The organism is Variovorax sp. CCNWLW235 (assembly GCF_037204085.1).
In the GTDB taxonomy this organism is placed as follows: domain Bacteria; phylum Pseudomonadota; class Gammaproteobacteria; order Burkholderiales; family Burkholderiaceae_C; genus Variovorax.
The window spans coordinates 91,093-106,769 of the sequence record NZ_JBBCBW010000005.1; the positions used below are offsets into that span (position 1 = coordinate 91,093).

14 protein-coding genes are annotated in these 15,677 nt (G+C 66.1%); 10 read left to right on the forward strand and 4 right to left on the reverse strand.

Annotated elements, in window-relative coordinates; translation table 11 throughout:
- Positions 1 to 9: 9 nt before the first annotated feature.
- The 3 genes from V9L21_RS08000 to V9L21_RS08010 all read right to left on the reverse strand — a co-directional run bounded on the left by V9L21_RS08000 (position 10) and on the right by V9L21_RS08010 (position 3,239).
- Positions 10 to 906, reverse strand: a complete 897-nt coding sequence (locus V9L21_RS08000) for a substrate-binding domain-containing protein (protein WP_337310726.1) — start codon at positions 904 to 906, stop codon at positions 10 to 12.
- A complete protein-coding gene (locus V9L21_RS08005; RefSeq protein WP_157613452.1) occupies positions 903 to 1,307 on the reverse strand; it encodes a c-type cytochrome in 405 nt (134 codons plus the stop codon). The genes V9L21_RS08000 and V9L21_RS08005 overlap by 4 nt, the downstream gene beginning before the upstream one ends.
- A 102-nt stretch (positions 1,308 to 1,409) precedes the next feature.
- The gene (locus V9L21_RS08010) at positions 1,410 to 3,239 is read right to left on the reverse strand and encodes a methanol/ethanol family PQQ-dependent dehydrogenase (RefSeq protein ID WP_337310729.1); all 1,830 of its coding nucleotides are present in this window, start codon (positions 3,237 to 3,239) and stop codon (positions 1,410 to 1,412) included.
- 516 nt (positions 3,240 to 3,755) lie between these two features.
- Here V9L21_RS08010 and V9L21_RS08015 point away from each other — a divergent pair.
- Genes V9L21_RS08015 through V9L21_RS08040 form a run of 6 tightly spaced genes read left to right on the forward strand, consistent with a single transcriptional unit; the run spans position 3,756 to position 10,872 of the window.
- Positions 3,756 to 4,469 carry an ABC transporter ATP-binding protein gene (locus tag V9L21_RS08015; protein ID WP_337310731.1) on the forward strand — a complete coding sequence of 238 codons (714 nt, stop codon included), beginning with the start codon at positions 3,756 to 3,758 and terminating at the stop codon, positions 4,467 to 4,469.
- A gap of 40 nt (positions 4,470 to 4,509) precedes the next feature.
- Entirely contained in the window at positions 4,510 to 5,505 is a 996-nt protein-coding gene (locus V9L21_RS08020; RefSeq protein ID WP_337310733.1) for a PQQ-dependent catabolism-associated beta-propeller protein, read from the forward strand.
- Complete coding sequence (locus V9L21_RS08025) at positions 5,502 to 6,692, forward strand: branched-chain amino acid ABC transporter substrate-binding protein (protein WP_337310735.1); 1,191 nt, start codon at positions 5,502 to 5,504, stop codon at positions 6,690 to 6,692. Before V9L21_RS08020 ends, V9L21_RS08025 begins: the two co-directional genes overlap by 4 nt.
- Positions 6,674 to 7,561, forward strand: a complete 888-nt coding sequence (locus V9L21_RS08030; RefSeq protein WP_337310737.1) for an ABC transporter permease — start codon at positions 6,674 to 6,676, stop codon at positions 7,559 to 7,561. Before V9L21_RS08025 ends, V9L21_RS08030 begins: the two co-directional genes overlap by 19 nt.
- A complete protein-coding gene (locus V9L21_RS08035) occupies positions 7,558 to 8,553 on the forward strand; it encodes a tripartite tricarboxylate transporter substrate binding protein (RefSeq protein WP_337310740.1) in 996 nt (331 codons plus the stop codon). The genes V9L21_RS08030 and V9L21_RS08035 overlap by 4 nt, the downstream gene beginning before the upstream one ends.
- Positions 8,554 to 8,568: 15 nt before the next feature.
- A complete protein-coding gene (locus V9L21_RS08040; protein ID WP_337310742.1) occupies positions 8,569 to 10,872 on the forward strand; it encodes a TonB-dependent receptor in 2,304 nt (767 codons plus the stop codon).
- 18 nt (positions 10,873 to 10,890) lie between these two features.
- Here V9L21_RS08040 and V9L21_RS08045 read toward each other — a convergent pair whose 3' ends face one another.
- Positions 10,891 to 11,868 (reverse strand): LysR family transcriptional regulator, encoded by a 978-nt coding sequence (locus V9L21_RS08045; RefSeq protein ID WP_337310744.1) that lies wholly within the window; start codon positions 11,866 to 11,868, stop codon positions 10,891 to 10,893.
- A 127-nt stretch (positions 11,869 to 11,995) separates the two neighbouring features.
- Here V9L21_RS08045 and V9L21_RS08050 point away from each other — a divergent pair, with 127 nt between their 5' ends.
- From V9L21_RS08050 to V9L21_RS08065, 4 genes are read left to right on the forward strand one after another with little or no spacing between them, the layout of a single operon-like run.
- Positions 11,996 to 13,453, forward strand: coding sequence for a form I ribulose bisphosphate carboxylase large subunit (locus tag V9L21_RS08050; RefSeq protein ID WP_337310746.1), 1,458 nt, complete (start codon positions 11,996 to 11,998; stop codon positions 13,451 to 13,453).
- A 35-nt stretch (positions 13,454 to 13,488) separates the two neighbouring features.
- On the forward strand, positions 13,489 to 13,908 hold the full coding sequence (locus V9L21_RS08055; RefSeq protein WP_157613461.1) for a ribulose bisphosphate carboxylase small subunit: 420 nt from the start codon (positions 13,489 to 13,491) through the stop codon (positions 13,906 to 13,908).
- A 38-nt stretch (positions 13,909 to 13,946) separates the two neighbouring features.
- Positions 13,947 to 14,876, forward strand: a complete 930-nt coding sequence (gene cbbX / locus V9L21_RS08060; RefSeq protein WP_337310749.1) for a CbbX protein — start codon at positions 13,947 to 13,949, stop codon at positions 14,874 to 14,876.
- Complete coding sequence (locus V9L21_RS08065) at positions 14,873 to 15,676, forward strand: HAD-IA family hydrolase (RefSeq protein WP_337310751.1); 804 nt, start codon at positions 14,873 to 14,875, stop codon at positions 15,674 to 15,676. Before cbbX ends, V9L21_RS08065 begins: the two co-directional genes overlap by 4 nt.
- Position 15,677 lies beyond the last annotated feature (1 nt).

Genomic DNA, 15,677 nt, shown 5'->3' on the forward strand with positions numbered 1-15,677 from the left:
AAGACCCGATCAGTTGTTGGGCGCTCCGAAAGATGCATCGACCAGCGGAACGCCGTACTCCTTCAGGATGGCCTGGATCTCGGGCGCCTTGGATTCGATCAGCCCCTCGATCTGCTGCTTCCATTCGCGCTCGCCGTAGCGCACGCCCATGGCCATCTGGTAGTCGAGCTTGAGGCCCTTTTCGGACTTCAGCGGCACCACGACAAGGTTCGGCGTCTTGACGCGCTTGGCGAAGAAGCCCGCAATCGGGCCCCATACGATCACGGCGTCGAGCTTGCCTTCGGCCAAGTCGCGCTCGACGATCTCGCCCGGATACTGGGCGGGGTCGGCACTCATGAGCTTGTAGGGAATGCCTTGCTCCAGCAGGCCGTGCCGGTTGAGCCATTGCGAAGCCGGCGAGCGGTCGTAGATGCCGATGCGCAGCGACTTGAGCTTGGCCGGGTCGAGCTTCAGGAAGTCTTCCGCCGAAGCCACGTTGTCCATGCCCTTGCCCTTGGGAAACACCAGCGCGTAGGTCGACCGGTAGTACGGCTTGGTGACCGAGACTTCGTCGAGCCCGACGGGCACGCCCATCACGATGTCGCACGGATAGTCTTGCCCCGGCAGCTTGTAGCGCAGCGTGTTGCGAAAGAAGGCCAGCCGCTGCGGAAACGAGTAGTAGGTTACCGGCAGACCCAGCGCCTTGCCGAACAGCTCGGCAATGCGGTTCTCGATGCCTTCTGCCTTGGCGTTGGAGAAGGGCATGTTGTTGGGGTCCTGGCACACGCGCAGCGCCTTGCGCGGCGGCGTCTCCTGGGCCACGGCCACGGCCGGAACCAGCGCGCAGCAGCATGCCACGCCCGCCAGCACCGCCCCGAGGCGTGCGCCGAAAGCAACGGGCCTGCCAGCGCGCGGCCGGGCGGTCATTTGTTTTCTTCCACGCGGGCGCGTGTAATCGCGCCGTCCGACCGGCCCTTCAGATAGGCATAGAGCTGGTTGATGTTTTCCATCACCGCCGGGTTGTTGCCGAAGCTCTGCATGCCCTTGTCCAGCCGTCCGTCACGCACGACCTTGATGAACTCTTCCTTCTTCAGGGTCTTCAGGCTGTTGATGAGGGAAGGTCCCACCATGCCTTCCTGGTTGGGTCCGTGGCAACGGTCGCAGGCCGCGGAGCGCCAGGTACGGAAACCCTTCATGGTCTCAGGGTCGACCTTGTAGCCATCGGTCACCTTGTAGGGCGCCGGGTCCGGCGCTGCAACGGCCAGGGTGCAGGCCACGCCTGCAATCAGAAAAAGGGAAGACAGCAACGCTGACGTACGGAATTTCATGGCTCCAGGGTCTCCGATATTGTGGGAAATACAAGGGAGAGCCCTCTCGTGAGTGCGCTCTCCCGGCCCCGCGTTTCATCTGTCTCGCGGGTTGCGGTCTCGTCAGTTCTTCGGCAGCGCGAACACCGTCAGCGAACCACCGAGCTCGGTGTACTGGCTCAGCTCCTTGTAGCCGCCGACTGCGCCCAGGCCTTCGGTGCTCTTCTCGGGGTCGATGCCGGCTGCCATGCCGATGCCGGCCCAGCCGCCAATGCCCGAGAACACGCCGATGTACTGCTTGCCTTTGTGCTCATAGGTGAACACATTGCCGATGATGCCGGACGGCGTCTTGAACTTGAACAGCTCCTTGTTGATGTCCTTGGCGTCCACGCACTTCAGGTAGCCCTCCAGCGTGCCGTAGCAGGAGATACCGCCGGCGGTGTTCAGCGAGCCGCTCCACACCGAGAACTTCTCGGCCTTGGTCTGCACGATCTTGCCGGTGCCCGCATCCCACGTAATGAAGTTGCCCATGCCGCCATGGCTGCCCGGCGTGGGGTACATCGACAGCGTGGCGCCCACATACGGCTGGCCCGCGGTGTATTCGACCTTGAACGGCTCGTAGTCCATGCAGACGTGGTTCGTCGGCACGTAGAAGAGCTTGGTGTTGGGGTCGAAGGAGGCGGGTTGCTGGTCCTTGCTGCCGAGCGCCGCGGGGCAGATGCCCTTGGTGTTCACGTCCGCGCCGTTCTGCGCCGTGGAGTACTTGGCAACCACCTGCGGGCGGCCGGTCTTCATGTCCACGTGGGTGGCCCAGTTCACCTTGGGGTCGTACTTCTCGGCCACCAGCAGCGCGCCGGTCACGCGGTCCAGCGTGTAGGCAAAGCCGTTGCGGTCGAAGTGCACCAGCGCCTTGGTCGGCTTGCCCTTGACGTTGATGTCCGCCAGGATCATTTCATTGATGCCGTCGAAGTCCCATTCGTCGAAAGGCGTCATCTGGTAGACCCAGTTGACCTTGCCCGTGTCCACGTCGCGCGAGAAGATGCTCATCGACCACTTGTTGTCGCCGGGACGCTGCGAGGGGTTCCAGGTCGACGGGTTGCCGGTGCCGTAGTACACGGCATTGGTCGCCTTGTCGTAGCTGTACCAGCCCCAGGTGGTGCCGCCGCCGATCTTCCACTGGTCGCCCTTCCAGGTCTTCAGCGAAGAATCCTTGCCCACCGGCGCGAGCTTGCCGTCGGTCCAGGTCATGCTCTTGGCAGGGTCCATCAGCATTTCTTCGTCGGGACCCGTGCTGAAGCCCTTCCACGCCAGCTTGCCGTCCTTGATGTTGTAAGCGGCCAGGAAGCCGCGCACCCCGAACTCGCCGCCGCTGATGCCGGTGATGACCTTGTCCTTGAAGACGTGAGGGGCGTTGGTGTTGGTGGCGCCGACCTTCGGATCGCCGTTCTTCACCGTCCACGCCACCTTGCCGGTCTTCGCGTCGAGCGCCACCAGCGTGGTGTCCGCCTGTTGCAGGAAGACCTTGCCCTCGGCATAGGCGAGGCCCCGGTTCACGGTGTCGCAGCACATGACGGCAATGACCGACTGGTCCTGCTTGGGCTCGTACTTCCAGAGGATCTTCTGGGTTTCGATGTCGAGTGCGTACACCTTGTTGGGAAACGGCGAGTGCAGGTACATCGTGCCGTCGACCACCAGGGGCGAACCCTCGTGTCCGCGCAGCACGCCGGTGGAGAACGTCCACGCGACCTGCATCTTGCCCACGTTGCTCTTGGTGATCTGATTCAACTTGCTGTAGCGCTGGTTGAACATATCGCCCGCTTGCGTGGCCCAGTTCTTGGAGTTGGCGATGTTTTTCTCAACGTCGGTATTGGCTAGCGCCAACGCCGGGAGAGCCAACACCGCGACGCCGATATGCCGTACGAGACGGCCGGCGATCTGCCTGGAAAACTTCATATATGTCTCCTCACATTTCAGTGGGTTTGGAACACGGATCTGGCAGCAGCCAGCGGATCTTTCGATCGCTTTGGCGAATGCTGCGGTCCGCAACATCCATGCCTGCCGTTTTCAGCCGTGCCCGGCCCACGTTGCATCGCGCACCGGTTGCGAACGCCTCTGGCTTCACTCGCGGGGACGCCTGAGCAGTGTGTCAGCGTGCAGCGTGCGACGGCGTACCGCAAGGCGCATCGGACCTAGGGAAATCCCGGGCCGTTCGAAGCATTGCGCAGCGCAGCACAACACGCATGCGGCTGCGTGCGCCTTGTGTGCGCATCCAAATTTGACGCAAAGTGTCTCGTGCGAAGTACGGATGCCCGGCGTGGATGAGCAGCAGGGGCCGCTTGCGCGCGCAAATGAATAGGGACGCATCACAGTGAAAACCCTTGCCGGCCAGAGGCACAGAATTTGCGGCTTCAACAGCAAACGGCCCATACCATCGAAGCCCGGACAGCTCGACAAATCTCACCGATCTACATGCTGCGAACCATCGACTTAACCAAGCGCTATGGAACGCGCACGGCGCTGCGGTCGTTGTCGCTGCAATTGCCCGCGGGCCAGTTCGTGGCGCTGCTCGGCCCCAACGGCGCGGGCAAGTCGACCCTGTTCCAGGTGTTGACGGGCATGTTCGCGGCCGACGAAGGCGAGGTCGAGGTCGCCGGCCATTCGCTGCGCCGCTCGGCCACTGCTGCACTGCGGCACATCGGCGTGGTGTTCCAGCAGATGTCGCTCGACCTGGACCTGAGCATCCGGCGCAACCTGCTGTTCCAGGCCGACCTGCACGGCCTGCCGCGGCGGCTTGCGCAAGAGCGCATTGCATCGGCCTGCGATCGCCTGAACATCGACGCCGACCTCGACCGCAAGGTGCGCGAGCTGTCGGGCGGCAACCGGCGCAAGGTCGAGCTTGCGCGCGCCGGGCTGCACCGGCCCGCCGTCCTGCTGATGGACGAAGCCACCGTGGGGCTCGACCCGAAATCGCGGCAGGACCTCCTGGCGGCCTTGCGCGCGGACGTGCGCGAACGCGGCGTGTGCGTGCTGTGGGCAACGCATCGGGTCGAAGAAGCCGAGGAGGCCGATCGCGTGCTGGTGCTGCACAAGGGAGCGCTGCTGGCGGACGGCACGCCGGCGCAGGTCACCCAACTGCTTGGCGGCGCCACGCTGGAGGCGGGCTTCATCGCACGCACGGCCTGAAACAAGAAGAATTCGAGTCAAAGAAAAATGGAGACATCGCATGCCGCAACTTTCTTTCCTTCAGGGCCCCGGCGCGCTGCTTCGCGCGGCCGCTAGCGCGCTCGCACTGGCCGCGAGCGGCGCCGCGCTGGCGCAAGGAACAGCCTACGTTTCGAGCGAGAAGGACAACGCGTTGACCATGATCGACCTGGCAACGTTGACCGTGAAGGGCACCATTGCCACCTGCAAGCGGGCTCGCCACATCCAGCTGACGCCCGAGCGCCAGATCATGGTGGCCTGCACCGATTCCAACCAGGCCGACCTGATCGATCCCGCCAGCGGTAAGTCGGTACGGCGCATTGCGCTGGGCGACGAGCCCGAGGCCTTCGATCTCTCGCCGGACGGCAAGGTCATCTACGTTTCGAACGAAGACGCGGGCGAAGCCAGCTTCATCGACACGGCCAGCGGCAAGAAGCTGCGCTCGGTGAAGGTGGGCGCCGAGCCGGAGGGCGTGAAGGTGAGCGCCGATGGCAAGACCCTGTACGTGACCTCCGAGGTGGCCAGCCTCGTGCACGTGATCGACACCGCCACCGGCAAGGTGGTGAAGAACATCAAGGCCGGCAAGCGCCCGCGGCGCATGGCGATCACGCCAGACGGCAAAGAGCTGTGGATCACCAACGAGCTGGGCGCCAGCGTCAGCATTGTCTCGACCGCCACCCACGAGGTGATCGACACGCTCAAGTTCGAAGTGAAGGGCGCGCGCGCCGAAGACATCACGCCCGTGGGCATCCAGATGACGAGCGACGGCAAGCGGGCCTTCGTCGGCCTTGGCCGCGCCAACCACGTGGCCTTTGTCGATGTGCCCAGCCGCAAGGTGGGCTCGCTGGTGCTGGTGGGAAAGCGGGCCTGGAACGTCACGCTCGACAAGGCGCAGGCGCGGCTCTACGTGGTCAACGGCCTGAGCGACGACGTGACCGTGGTCGACGTGGCCGGCGCCAAGGCCATCAAGAGCGTTCCGGTAGGGCGCGTGCCCTATGGGCTCGTGATCGTCGAATGAGGATGCGCGCACCGGCACAAAGGTCACTGGGCGCCTGGTTGACGGCAGCGGCGCTCGTGTCGCTCATTGCGCCCGTCGTGGCGAGTGCGGCCGTGCTCAAGGCCACGCTGATCACGCCCGAAGACGACCCTCGCGTGGAACGCTCGCGGCTCGAACGTGCCTACCTCGGCCATCCGGGCGGACCGCTTTCCGACGGGCTCGAAGTAGCCCTGGAGGAAGCGAAGTTCGAGCTGGAGGCCGCGGGAACCGAGGTGGCGCTTTCCACCGCGCCGGCTGCTTCCATTGCGGCGGCACGCGCCGCGGCGGTGGCGGCCGAGAAAGCCGGCGCTGCGGTGCTGCTGACCGACCTGCCCGCCGACTGGACGCTGGCCGTGGCCGATGCCGTGAAGCTGCCGGTGCTGAACCTGGGCGACGCATCCGATCGCCTGCGCCAGCAGGATTGCCGCGCCCGCCTGTTCCACCTGATGCCCAGCGAGCGCATGCGCAGCGATGCGCTGGCGCAGACGCTGGTGTCGCGCAAATGGAGCAAGCTGCTTCTGCTGGTGGGCGGCAGCCCGCAAGACGCATTGCGCGCGGCCACCGCGCAGGCATCGATCAAGCGCTACGGCCTGCAGCTGGTGGCCACCAAGCCGTTCAAGCTCTCGGCCGACCCGCGCGAGCGCGACCTGGCCAATCCGCTGCTGCTCACGGCCGGCAACAGCTACGACGCCGTGTGGGTGGTCGACAGCGACGGCGAGTTTGCCCGCACGCTGCCTTACCGCACCGTGCTGCCGCGCCCGGTGGTGGGCGACGGCGGGCTGGTGGCGTTGGCCTGGCATGCGCAGTTCGAGCGCTATGGCGCGCCACAGGTCTCGCGGCGCTTTGCCAAAGCCACCAAGCGGCCGATGACCGCGCACGACTGGTCCGCGTGGATGGCGGGCAAGACCCTGACCGCCATCGCCATTGCGGCGCCCAAGGGCCCGAACGCGGCCTGGGCGCAGGCCATTGCGAAGAGCGCGCTCGACGGCTCCAAGGGCACCGGCCTGAGCTTTCGCGGCTGGGACGGCCAGCTGCGCCAGCCCATGCTGCTGACCGACGGCCAGGGCGTGATTGCGCAGGCGCCGGCCGAAGGCGTGCTGCATGCCCGCAATGTGCTCGACACGCTGGGGGCCGATGCGCCGGAGAAGCTATGTCCGAACGCGCGCTGAAAACCAAAACGCCCGCGGGCGAGCACGCCGAGCCGGCCGCCCGGCGGGGCCTGGGCCACGCGCTGCAGGCGATGCGCGCCATCGTGCTGCGCGAGCTCTACAAGTTCTCGCAGCAGACCGGGCGGCTGGTGTCGGCGCTGGTGCGGCCGCTGCTGTGGCTGGCGGTTTTTGCGGCGGGCTTTCGCAACGTGTTCGGCGTGGCGATCGTCGAGCCCTACGACACCTACATTCCGTACGACGTCTACATCGTGCCGGGGCTGGTCGGCATGGTGCTGCTGTTCAACGGCATGCAGTCGTCGCTGGCCATGGTGTACGACCGCGAGATGGGGCTGATGCGGCTGCTGCTGACGGCACCGCTGCCGCGGGCTTGGCTGCTGTTTTCCAAGCTGTGCGCCACCGCGCTGCTGTCGGTGCTGCAGGCGCTGGTGTTCGTGATCGTGGCGGCGCTCATCGGCACCGAGCTGCCGCTGCTGTCGCTTGCCGGGCTGCATGCGCTGGTGGCGCTGGCGGCCGGGGCGCTCATGCTGGGCGCGCTAGGCCTGCTGCTGTCGGTGCATATCAAGCAACTGGAGAATTTTGCGGGCACGATGAACTTCGTCATCTTTCCGATGTACTTCCTGTCGACCGCGCTGTACCCGCTGTGGAAGCTGCAGGAGTCCGGGGCCGAGTGGGTGTACCAACTGGCGCGCTTCAACCCGTTTACCTACGCCGTGGAGTGGATCCGCTTTGCGCTCTACGGCAAGGACCCGGGGCTCGCGCCCTACGTGGTGCTGGGCTGCCTGATCGTCTTCTTCGGGTTTGCCTGCTGGGGCTACGACCCGCAGCGCGGTTTCGGCGGCCTGACCAAGCGCGGAGGAGGCGGGCCATGATCGGGCAGGGCGGTTCCACCCGGCGCCGCTGGCTGCGCGATGCGGCCGCGTTGGCGCTGGGCGCGCTGCCCCTGGCGCGCGCGGCCGCTTCGACCGAGCCCTTTCCCTCGCGCCCCATCACGCTGTGGGTGCCGTGGCCCGCCGGTGGAGCCACCGACATTTCGCTGCGGCTTCTTGCCGAGCTGGCCTCCGTGCCGCTGGGCCAGACGGTGCTGACCGAGAACCGCGGCGGCGCAGGTGGCACGCTGGCCATGCCGGTGCTGCAGCAGGCGCGGCCTGACGGCTACACCATCGCGCAGATGCCGCAGCCGGTGTTTCGCGCACCGCACACGCAAAAGGTGCTGTGGGACCCGATCCGCGACGTGACGCCGGTCATCCAGGTGTCCAGCGTCACCTTCGGCATGCTGGTGGCGGCGGGCAGCCCGGTGCGTTCGCTCGAAGACCTGTTCGCATTCGCGCGTGCGCGCCCCGGCGAACTGACCATTGCCACCAACGGCATCGGCACCACGCCGCATATGGTGCTGGAAGAGCTGTTCACGGCGCGCGGCCTGCGCTACATCCACGTGCCATACAAGGGCACGGCCGAGCAACTGAACGCGATTGCGGGCGGGCAGGTGATGGCGGGCGTCAACTCCACGGGCTTCGGCCCCGCGGTGGATGCGGGCACGCTGCGGCTGCTGGCGATTTTTTCAGGCGAGCGGTCGAAGCGCTGGCCGCAGGTGCCCGTGCTGCGCGAACTCGGCTTCGACATCGCGGCCAAGTCGCCCTATGGGCTGGCCGGGCCGCGCGGCATGCCGCCGGCCGTGGTGAAGGTGCTGCACGACGCCTTCAGGAAGGCCATGTTCGACCAGCGCTTCAAGGACGAACTGGCCAAGTACGACCAGGAGGTCGACTACCTGGGGCCGGAAGCGTACGCGCAGTCTTGCCGGGAAATCTTTGCGCAGGAGCGCGCCATGGTGGAAAAGCTGGGCCTTACGCGCACCGGCACTTGAAGAGGAGGAGCATTTGTGAGCCGACCGAGCAAGCAGCCAAGAAAGAACACCCGCCGACTGATCGGCCTTGCCGTGGCCGCCGCAGCGTGCCCGATGCCGGGCCAGGCGCAAGAGGCCGCGGCGCAGCCGGGCAGCCTGCCGGCCGTCGAAGTGGTCAGCACCACCCCCGTGCCGGGCATCGAGGTGCCGAAAGACCAGATCCCGTCGAACGTGCAGACGGCGGACGACCGGAGCCTGCGCCGCGCGCAGAGCCTGAACCTGCCCGATTTCATGTCCACGCAGCTGCCGAGCGTGAACGTGAACGAGATCCAGGGCAATCCGTACCAGGTCGATGTGAACTACCGCGGCTTTACCGCGAGCCCGGTGCTGGGCACGCCGCAGGGCCTGTCGGTGTACCAGGACGGCGTGCGCGTGAACGAGCCCTTCGGCGACGTGGTGAACTGGGACCTGATTCCGAGGGCGGCCATCTCGAGCATCACGCTCTTGCCGGGCTCCAACCCGCTGTTCGGGCTGAACACACTTGGCGGTGCGCTGTCGCTGCAGACCAAGCGGGGCGACACGCACCCCGGCACCGAGCTGGAGCTGCAGGCCGGCTCCTTCGGCCGCGTGAGCACCGAGCTCACCCACGGGCGCAAGCTGGCCGAGGGCGGGCACCTGTTTCTCGCGCTCGGCGGGCTCAACGAAGACGGCTGGCGCAACTATTCGCCTTCGCGCGTGCGGCAGCTCTTTGCCAAGGTGGGGCAAGACAGCGGAAAACTCTCGTGGGACCTGAGCTTTACCCACGGCGACAACCGCATGATCGGCAACGGGCTGCTGCCCGAGTCGATGCTGGCGCAGAACCGCAGGCAGGTGTACACGCGGCCCGACCGAACCGACAACCGCATGTCGATGCTGACGCTCAATGCCAGCTACCGGCTGAGCGACGCGCAGACGATTTCCATGACCGCCTACACGCGGCGCTCGCGCTACAGCACGCTCAACGGCGACCTCAACGACGACTTCGAACCGCCCGAGGTCGAAGAAACCGGCGTGGAGAACCGCACCTACACGCGGCAGCGCGGCGAGGGCGTGGCGCTGCAGTCGACCTACACGGCCGGCATTCACCAGCTGACCTTCGGCGCCTCGGTGGACCGCGCGCGCACGCACTTCCTGCAGACCGAAGCGGAAGGCTTTCTCGACGGCACGCGCGCTGTGGTGCCGCAGGAAGAAGCCGAGGCCGACGCACTGCTTGCGGGCAAGAGCCGCACCACGAGCTTCTATCTTTCAGACCTGATCACGCTGCGGCCGAACCTGCAGCTCAGCCTTTCGGGCCGCTACAACGACACCCGCGTGTCCACCCGCGACGACGGGCGCGCCTTGCTCGGGCTTTCGACCCAGCTCGACGGCGAAGGCCGCTACAAGAAGTTCAACCCTGCCATCGGCCTCACGTGGCAGGCCACGCCGCGGCTCACGGCCTACGCCGGCTGGAGCCAGGGCAGCCGTGCGCCAAGCCCCATCGAGCTGGGCTGCTCCGACCCGGCCAACGCCTGCGTGCTGCCCAATGCGCTGCAGTCCGATCCGCCGCTCAAGCAGGTGGTTTCGCAGACCTTCGAAACCGGATTGCGCGGCACGCTCGACCATGGGCTGCGTTGGAACGCATCGGTGTTCCGCACCGTCAACAAGGACGACCTGCTGTTCGTCAGCAGCGGGCTCTCGCGCGGCTACTTCAGCAACTTCGGCCGCACCCTGCGCCAGGGCGTGGAGCTCGGCCTTTCGCAGCAGAGCGATCGCCTCGACTGGTCGCTGTCTTACAGCTACCTGCGCGCAAGGTACGACTCGCCGGCGTGCCTGGTGTCCGAATCGAACAGCAGCGCAGAAACCAACCCCGCTTGCACCGGCGAAGGCGAGATCGCGGTGCGCCCCGGCGACCGCTTGCCGGGCCTGCCGGCACACTCGCTCAAGCTCAATGTCGACTGGCGGATCACGCCCAGCTGGAGCCTGGGCGCGCAGTACCGCGTGTATTCCCGGCAGACCGTGCGCGGTAACGAGAACGGCCTGCACATGCCCGACGGGGCGGATTTCAGCGGCAGCGGCCGCATCGGTGGCTATGCGCTGCTCGACCTCACCACGCGCTGGAAGCTCGGGCGCAACGTGGAGCTTTTTGCCAAGGTGGCCAACGTGTTCAACCGCCGCTATGGCACCGCGGGGCAGCTGGGCCACAACGGCTTTGACGCAAGCGGCGTGGTGGCGTCTCCGGATGCGTGGCGCAACGCGCAGTTCGTGGCGCCGGGCGCGCCGCGGGCGGTGTGGGTCGGCATGCGAGTGCAGCTCGGCGTCTGAGCCCGCGGCAGCAAAGGCTCAGGCGGCGCGCCGTGCGCTGCGCTTCTTTGCCGGGGCGCGCGCCGCAGGCAGCGAGCCCAGCTGATGCTGGATCTGCGCCTGGCCATGCATGCGCAGGTATTCCTCGAACGCCAGCGCCACCTGCGGCAGTTGCCGCGACGCAAGGTGCATCACGTACCAGTCGCGCACCACGGGGTTGCCGGGCACGGGCAGCACGCCCAGCAGCCCTGCGTTCATCTCGAGCACGCAGGTGTGCATCGACAGAAAGGCAATGCCGAAACCCGCGGCGCACATCTGCTTGATGGCTTCGTTGCTCGACAGTTCGGAGCCGATGCGCAGCGGCAGCCCCTGGTCCTTGAAGAAGCGTTCGACTGTGGTGCGCGTGCCCGAGCCGCGCTCGCGCACCAGCATGCGCGTGTCCGAGAGCATGGCAAGCGTGGGCTTGGCCGCAGACATGAGCGGATGGCTCGGCGCCGCGAGAAAGGCCATCGGGTGCTTGGCGAAGGCGCTGGAGTTTGTCTTCAGCTCGGCAGGGGGGCGGCCCATGATGGCGATGTCGATCTCCTGGCCTGCGAGCATGCGGACGATCTCGTCGCGGTTGCCCACCTGCAGTTTCACCTTCACCTTCGGATGCTCCTTGGCGAAGTTCACCAATATGGGCGGCAGCAGGTATTCGGCCGTGGTGATGGCGCCCACGCGCAGCGTGCCCGAGAACACGCCCTGCAGCATGGCCATTTCGTCGCCGGCCTCGCGCCACAGGTCGAGGATGCGCCCCGCATAGCCCGCCAGCAGTTCGCCGGCCTCGGTGAGCCGGATGCCGCGGCCCGTGCGCTGCAACAGTGGCGTGCCGGCCGATTCCTCGAGCGTGCCGATCTGGATCGACACCGCCGGTTGCGTCAGGTGCATTTCGTCTGCAGCCAGTGAAACGCTGCCGAGCCGCGCCACCGCGTGAAAGGTGGCGAGCTGGCGAAAGCTCGCGTGCTTGGAAAGAGGCATGCAGCGATATTAGGTTTCGCAAATGTGAATGTCAAAAGATTTAATTTTTCGTAATCTTTCATGCGGCCTACATTCACTTCACCGACAGCACCAAACCCTTCTTTTCGAGAGGCACTCCATGGGCAACATGAACGAAGCAATCCAGATCACCGACGCCAAGAAGCGCTATTCGGCCGGTGTGCTGAAGTACGCGCAAATGGGCTACTGGGACGGCGACTACGTGCCCAAGGACACCGACATCCTCGCGCTCTTTCGCATCACCCCGCAAGACGGCGTGGACGCCATCGAAGCCGCTGCGGCCGTGGCCGGCGAATCGTCGACCGCAACCTGGACGGTGGTGTGGACCGACCGGCTCACCGCCTGCGACATGTACCGTGCCAAGGCCTACAAGGTGGAGCCGGTGCCCAACAACCCGGGCCAGTATTTCTGCTACGTGGCCTACGACCTCTCGCTGTTCGAAGAGGGCTCCATCACCAACGTGACCGCCTCCATCATCGGCAACGTCTTCAGCTTCAAGCCGCTGAAGGCGGCGCGGCTGGAGGACATGAAGTTTCCGGTGGCCTACGTCAAGACCTTTTCCGGCCCGCCGACGGGCATCGTGGTCGAGCGCGAACGGCTCGACAAGTTCGGCCGGCCATTGCTGGGCGCCACCACCAAGCCCAAGCTGGGCCTCTCGGGCCGCAACTACGGCCGCGTGGTGTATGAGGGCCTCCGCGGTGGGCTCGACTTCATGAAGGACGACGAGAACATCAACTCGCAGCCGTTCATGCACTGGCGCGACCGCTTTCTCTTCGTGATGGATGCGGTCAACAAGGCCAGCGCCGCCACCGGCGAGGTGAAAGGCAGCTACCTGAACGTCACCGCCGGCACCATGGAAGAGATGTACCGCCGCGCGCAGTTCGCCAAGGAGCTCGGCTCGGTGATCGTGATGATCGACCTGGTGGTCGGCTACACGGCCATCCAGTCGATGAGCCACTGGTGCAGGCAGAACGACATGATCCTGCACCTGCACCGCGCGGGCCATGGCACCTACACGCGCCAGAAGAACCACGGCGTGAGCTTCCGTGTCATCGCCAAGTGGATGCGCCTTGCGGGCGTGGACCACATCCACGCGGGCACGGCCGTGGGCAAGCTCGAGGGCGACCCGATGACGGTGCAGGGCTACTACAACGTGTGCCGCGACACGCACACCAAGGTCGACCTGCCGCGCGGCATCTACTTCGACCAGGACTGGGGCGCGCTGCGCAAGGTGATGCCGGTGGCATCGGGCGGCATTCACGCGGGCCAGATGCACCAGCTGCTCGACCTGTTCGGCGACGACGTGGTGCTGCAGTTCGGCGGCGGAACCATCGGGCATCCGCAGGGCATCCAGGCCGGGGCCACGGCCAACCGGGTGGCGCTCGAAGCCATGGTGCTGGCGCGCAACGAAGGGCGCGACATTGCCAACGAGGGCCCGCAAATATTGCGCGACGCGGCCAAGTGGTGCACGCCGCTGGCGGCCGCGCTCGACACCTGGGGCGAGATCTCCTTCAACTACGCCTCCACCGACACGTCGGACTACGTGCCCACGCCGTCGATGGCCTGAGGCCGCCCGTTCAACTTTTTCCTGGAGCAACCGACATGCGAATCACACAAGGCACTTTTTCCTTCTTGCCCGACCTGAGCAACGAGCAGATCAGCCGCCAGGTCGAGTATTGCCTGGACAAGGGCTGGGCCATCGGCCTCGAATACACCGACGACCCGCACCCGCGCAACACCTTCTGGGAGATGTTCGGCAACCCGATGTTCGACATCAAGGATGCCGCCGGCGTCATGCTCGAGCTTGCGGCCTGCCGCAAGACTTTTCCGCAGCAGTACATCCGCGTGACGGCGTTCGATTCGACGCACGGCACCGAGTCGGTCGTGATGTCGTTCATCGTCAACCGGCCTTCCAACGAGCCGGGCTTTCGCCTCATTCGCACCGAAGAGCCGGGCCGCACCATCCGCTACAGCATCGAAAGCTATGCGGCGCAGGCGCGGCCCGAAGGCAGCCGGTACTGAGCGGAACACGCAACGCACACGCATTGCCAGAGGCACGCATGGACGCCACCGAAACTCCCACCGCCCCGGCCGTTGCCACCGCGCCGAAGCAGCTCTTCGAGTCTTCGGGCGTGAAGGCGCTGCTCGACCAGCTCGATGCCGAGCTGGTCGGCCTGGCGCCGGTGAAGGGCCGAATCCGCGACATTGCGGCGCTGCTGTTGATCGACAAGCTGCGCCAGGAGCAGGGGCTGCAGTCGCAGCCGCCTTCATTGCACATGTCTTTTACCGGCAACCCGGGCACCGGCAAGACCACGGTGGCCATGCGCATGGCCGAGGTGCTCAAGCAGCTGGGCTACGTGCGCAAGGGCCACCTGGTGGCGGTGACGCGCGACGACCTGGTGGGCCAGTTCATCGGCCACACGGCGCCCAAGACCAAGGAAGTGATCAAGAAGGCCATGGGCGGCGTGCTGTTCATCGACGAGGCCTACTACCTGTACCGGCCCGAGAACGAGCGCGACTACGGGCAGGAGTCGATCGAGATATTGCTGCAGGTGATGGAGAACCAGCGCGACGACCTGGTGGTGATTCTTGCGGGCTACAAGGACCGCATGGAGACCTTCTTCAGCAGCAACCCGGGCATGGCTTCGCGCATTGCGCACCACATCGATTTTCCGGACTACAGCGAGGCCGAGCTCATGCAGATTGCGCAGCTCATGCTCGGGCGGCTGAACTACAGCTTCGACGACGGCGCGGTCTCCACCTTTGGGCGCTATGTGAGCCTCAGGCGCAGCCAGCCGCACTTTGCCAATGCGCGATCGATCCGCAATGCGCTCGACCGCATCCGGCTGCGCCACGCCACGCGGCTCTTCGGCAGCGAAGAGGCTCTGACGCGCGAGCAGCTTTGCACGCTCGAGGCGCAGGACATCCTCGCCAGCCGCGTCTTCAACCCGGCGGCAAATCCAACGCCGGCAGAAGGAGCAAGCAAATGAGCATCGAAGCCCTTGTATTCGACGTGGATGGCACCCTGGCCGACACCGAGGAAGTGCATCGCATGGCCTTCAACCTGGCGTTCGGGCAGCTGGGGCTCGACTGGCACTGGGAGCAGGCCGAGTACCGGGCGCTGCTGTCGGTGACGGGCGGCAAGGAGCGCATGAACGCCTATATCGATTCGCTGCCCCTGGGCACAGCCGAGAAAAAGCGCCTGCACGAACGCGTGCCCGAGATTCATGCCGCCAAGACGCAGCACTACACCGACATTGCGCGCCGCGGCGGCATTGCGCTGCGCCCCGGCGTGCTGCGCTTTCTTGAAGAGGCCCAGAACGCCGGCCTGCGCCTGGCCATTGCCAGCACCACCACCGCCGTCAACATCGACGCGCTGCTGCAGGCCACGCTGGGCCCGCGCGGCCTCACGATGTTCGACGTGATTGCATGCGGCGACCAGGTGCGCGCAAAGAAGCCGGCTTCCGACATCTACCTTCTGGCGCTCGAAACGCTGGGCGTGCCGCCCGAGCGCGCCATCGCCATCGAAGACTCGCCCAACGGCTTGCGCTCCGCCCTTGGGGCCGGCCTCTGGACGCTGGTCACGCCCACCTTCTGGACCGAAGGCAGCGACTTCCGCGGCGCGGGGCTGGTGCTGCCCGGGCTGGGAGACACCACCGATCCGCTGCCCGGCGAACCTGGCGGCCAGCTCCAGCGTGCGCCATGGCTGGGAATCGACGAACTGCTGGCAATGGCCTCCACGGCGCCGCAGCTCAATGCGGTGCAGGCGCTCTACCGGGAGGGGTGTTGAC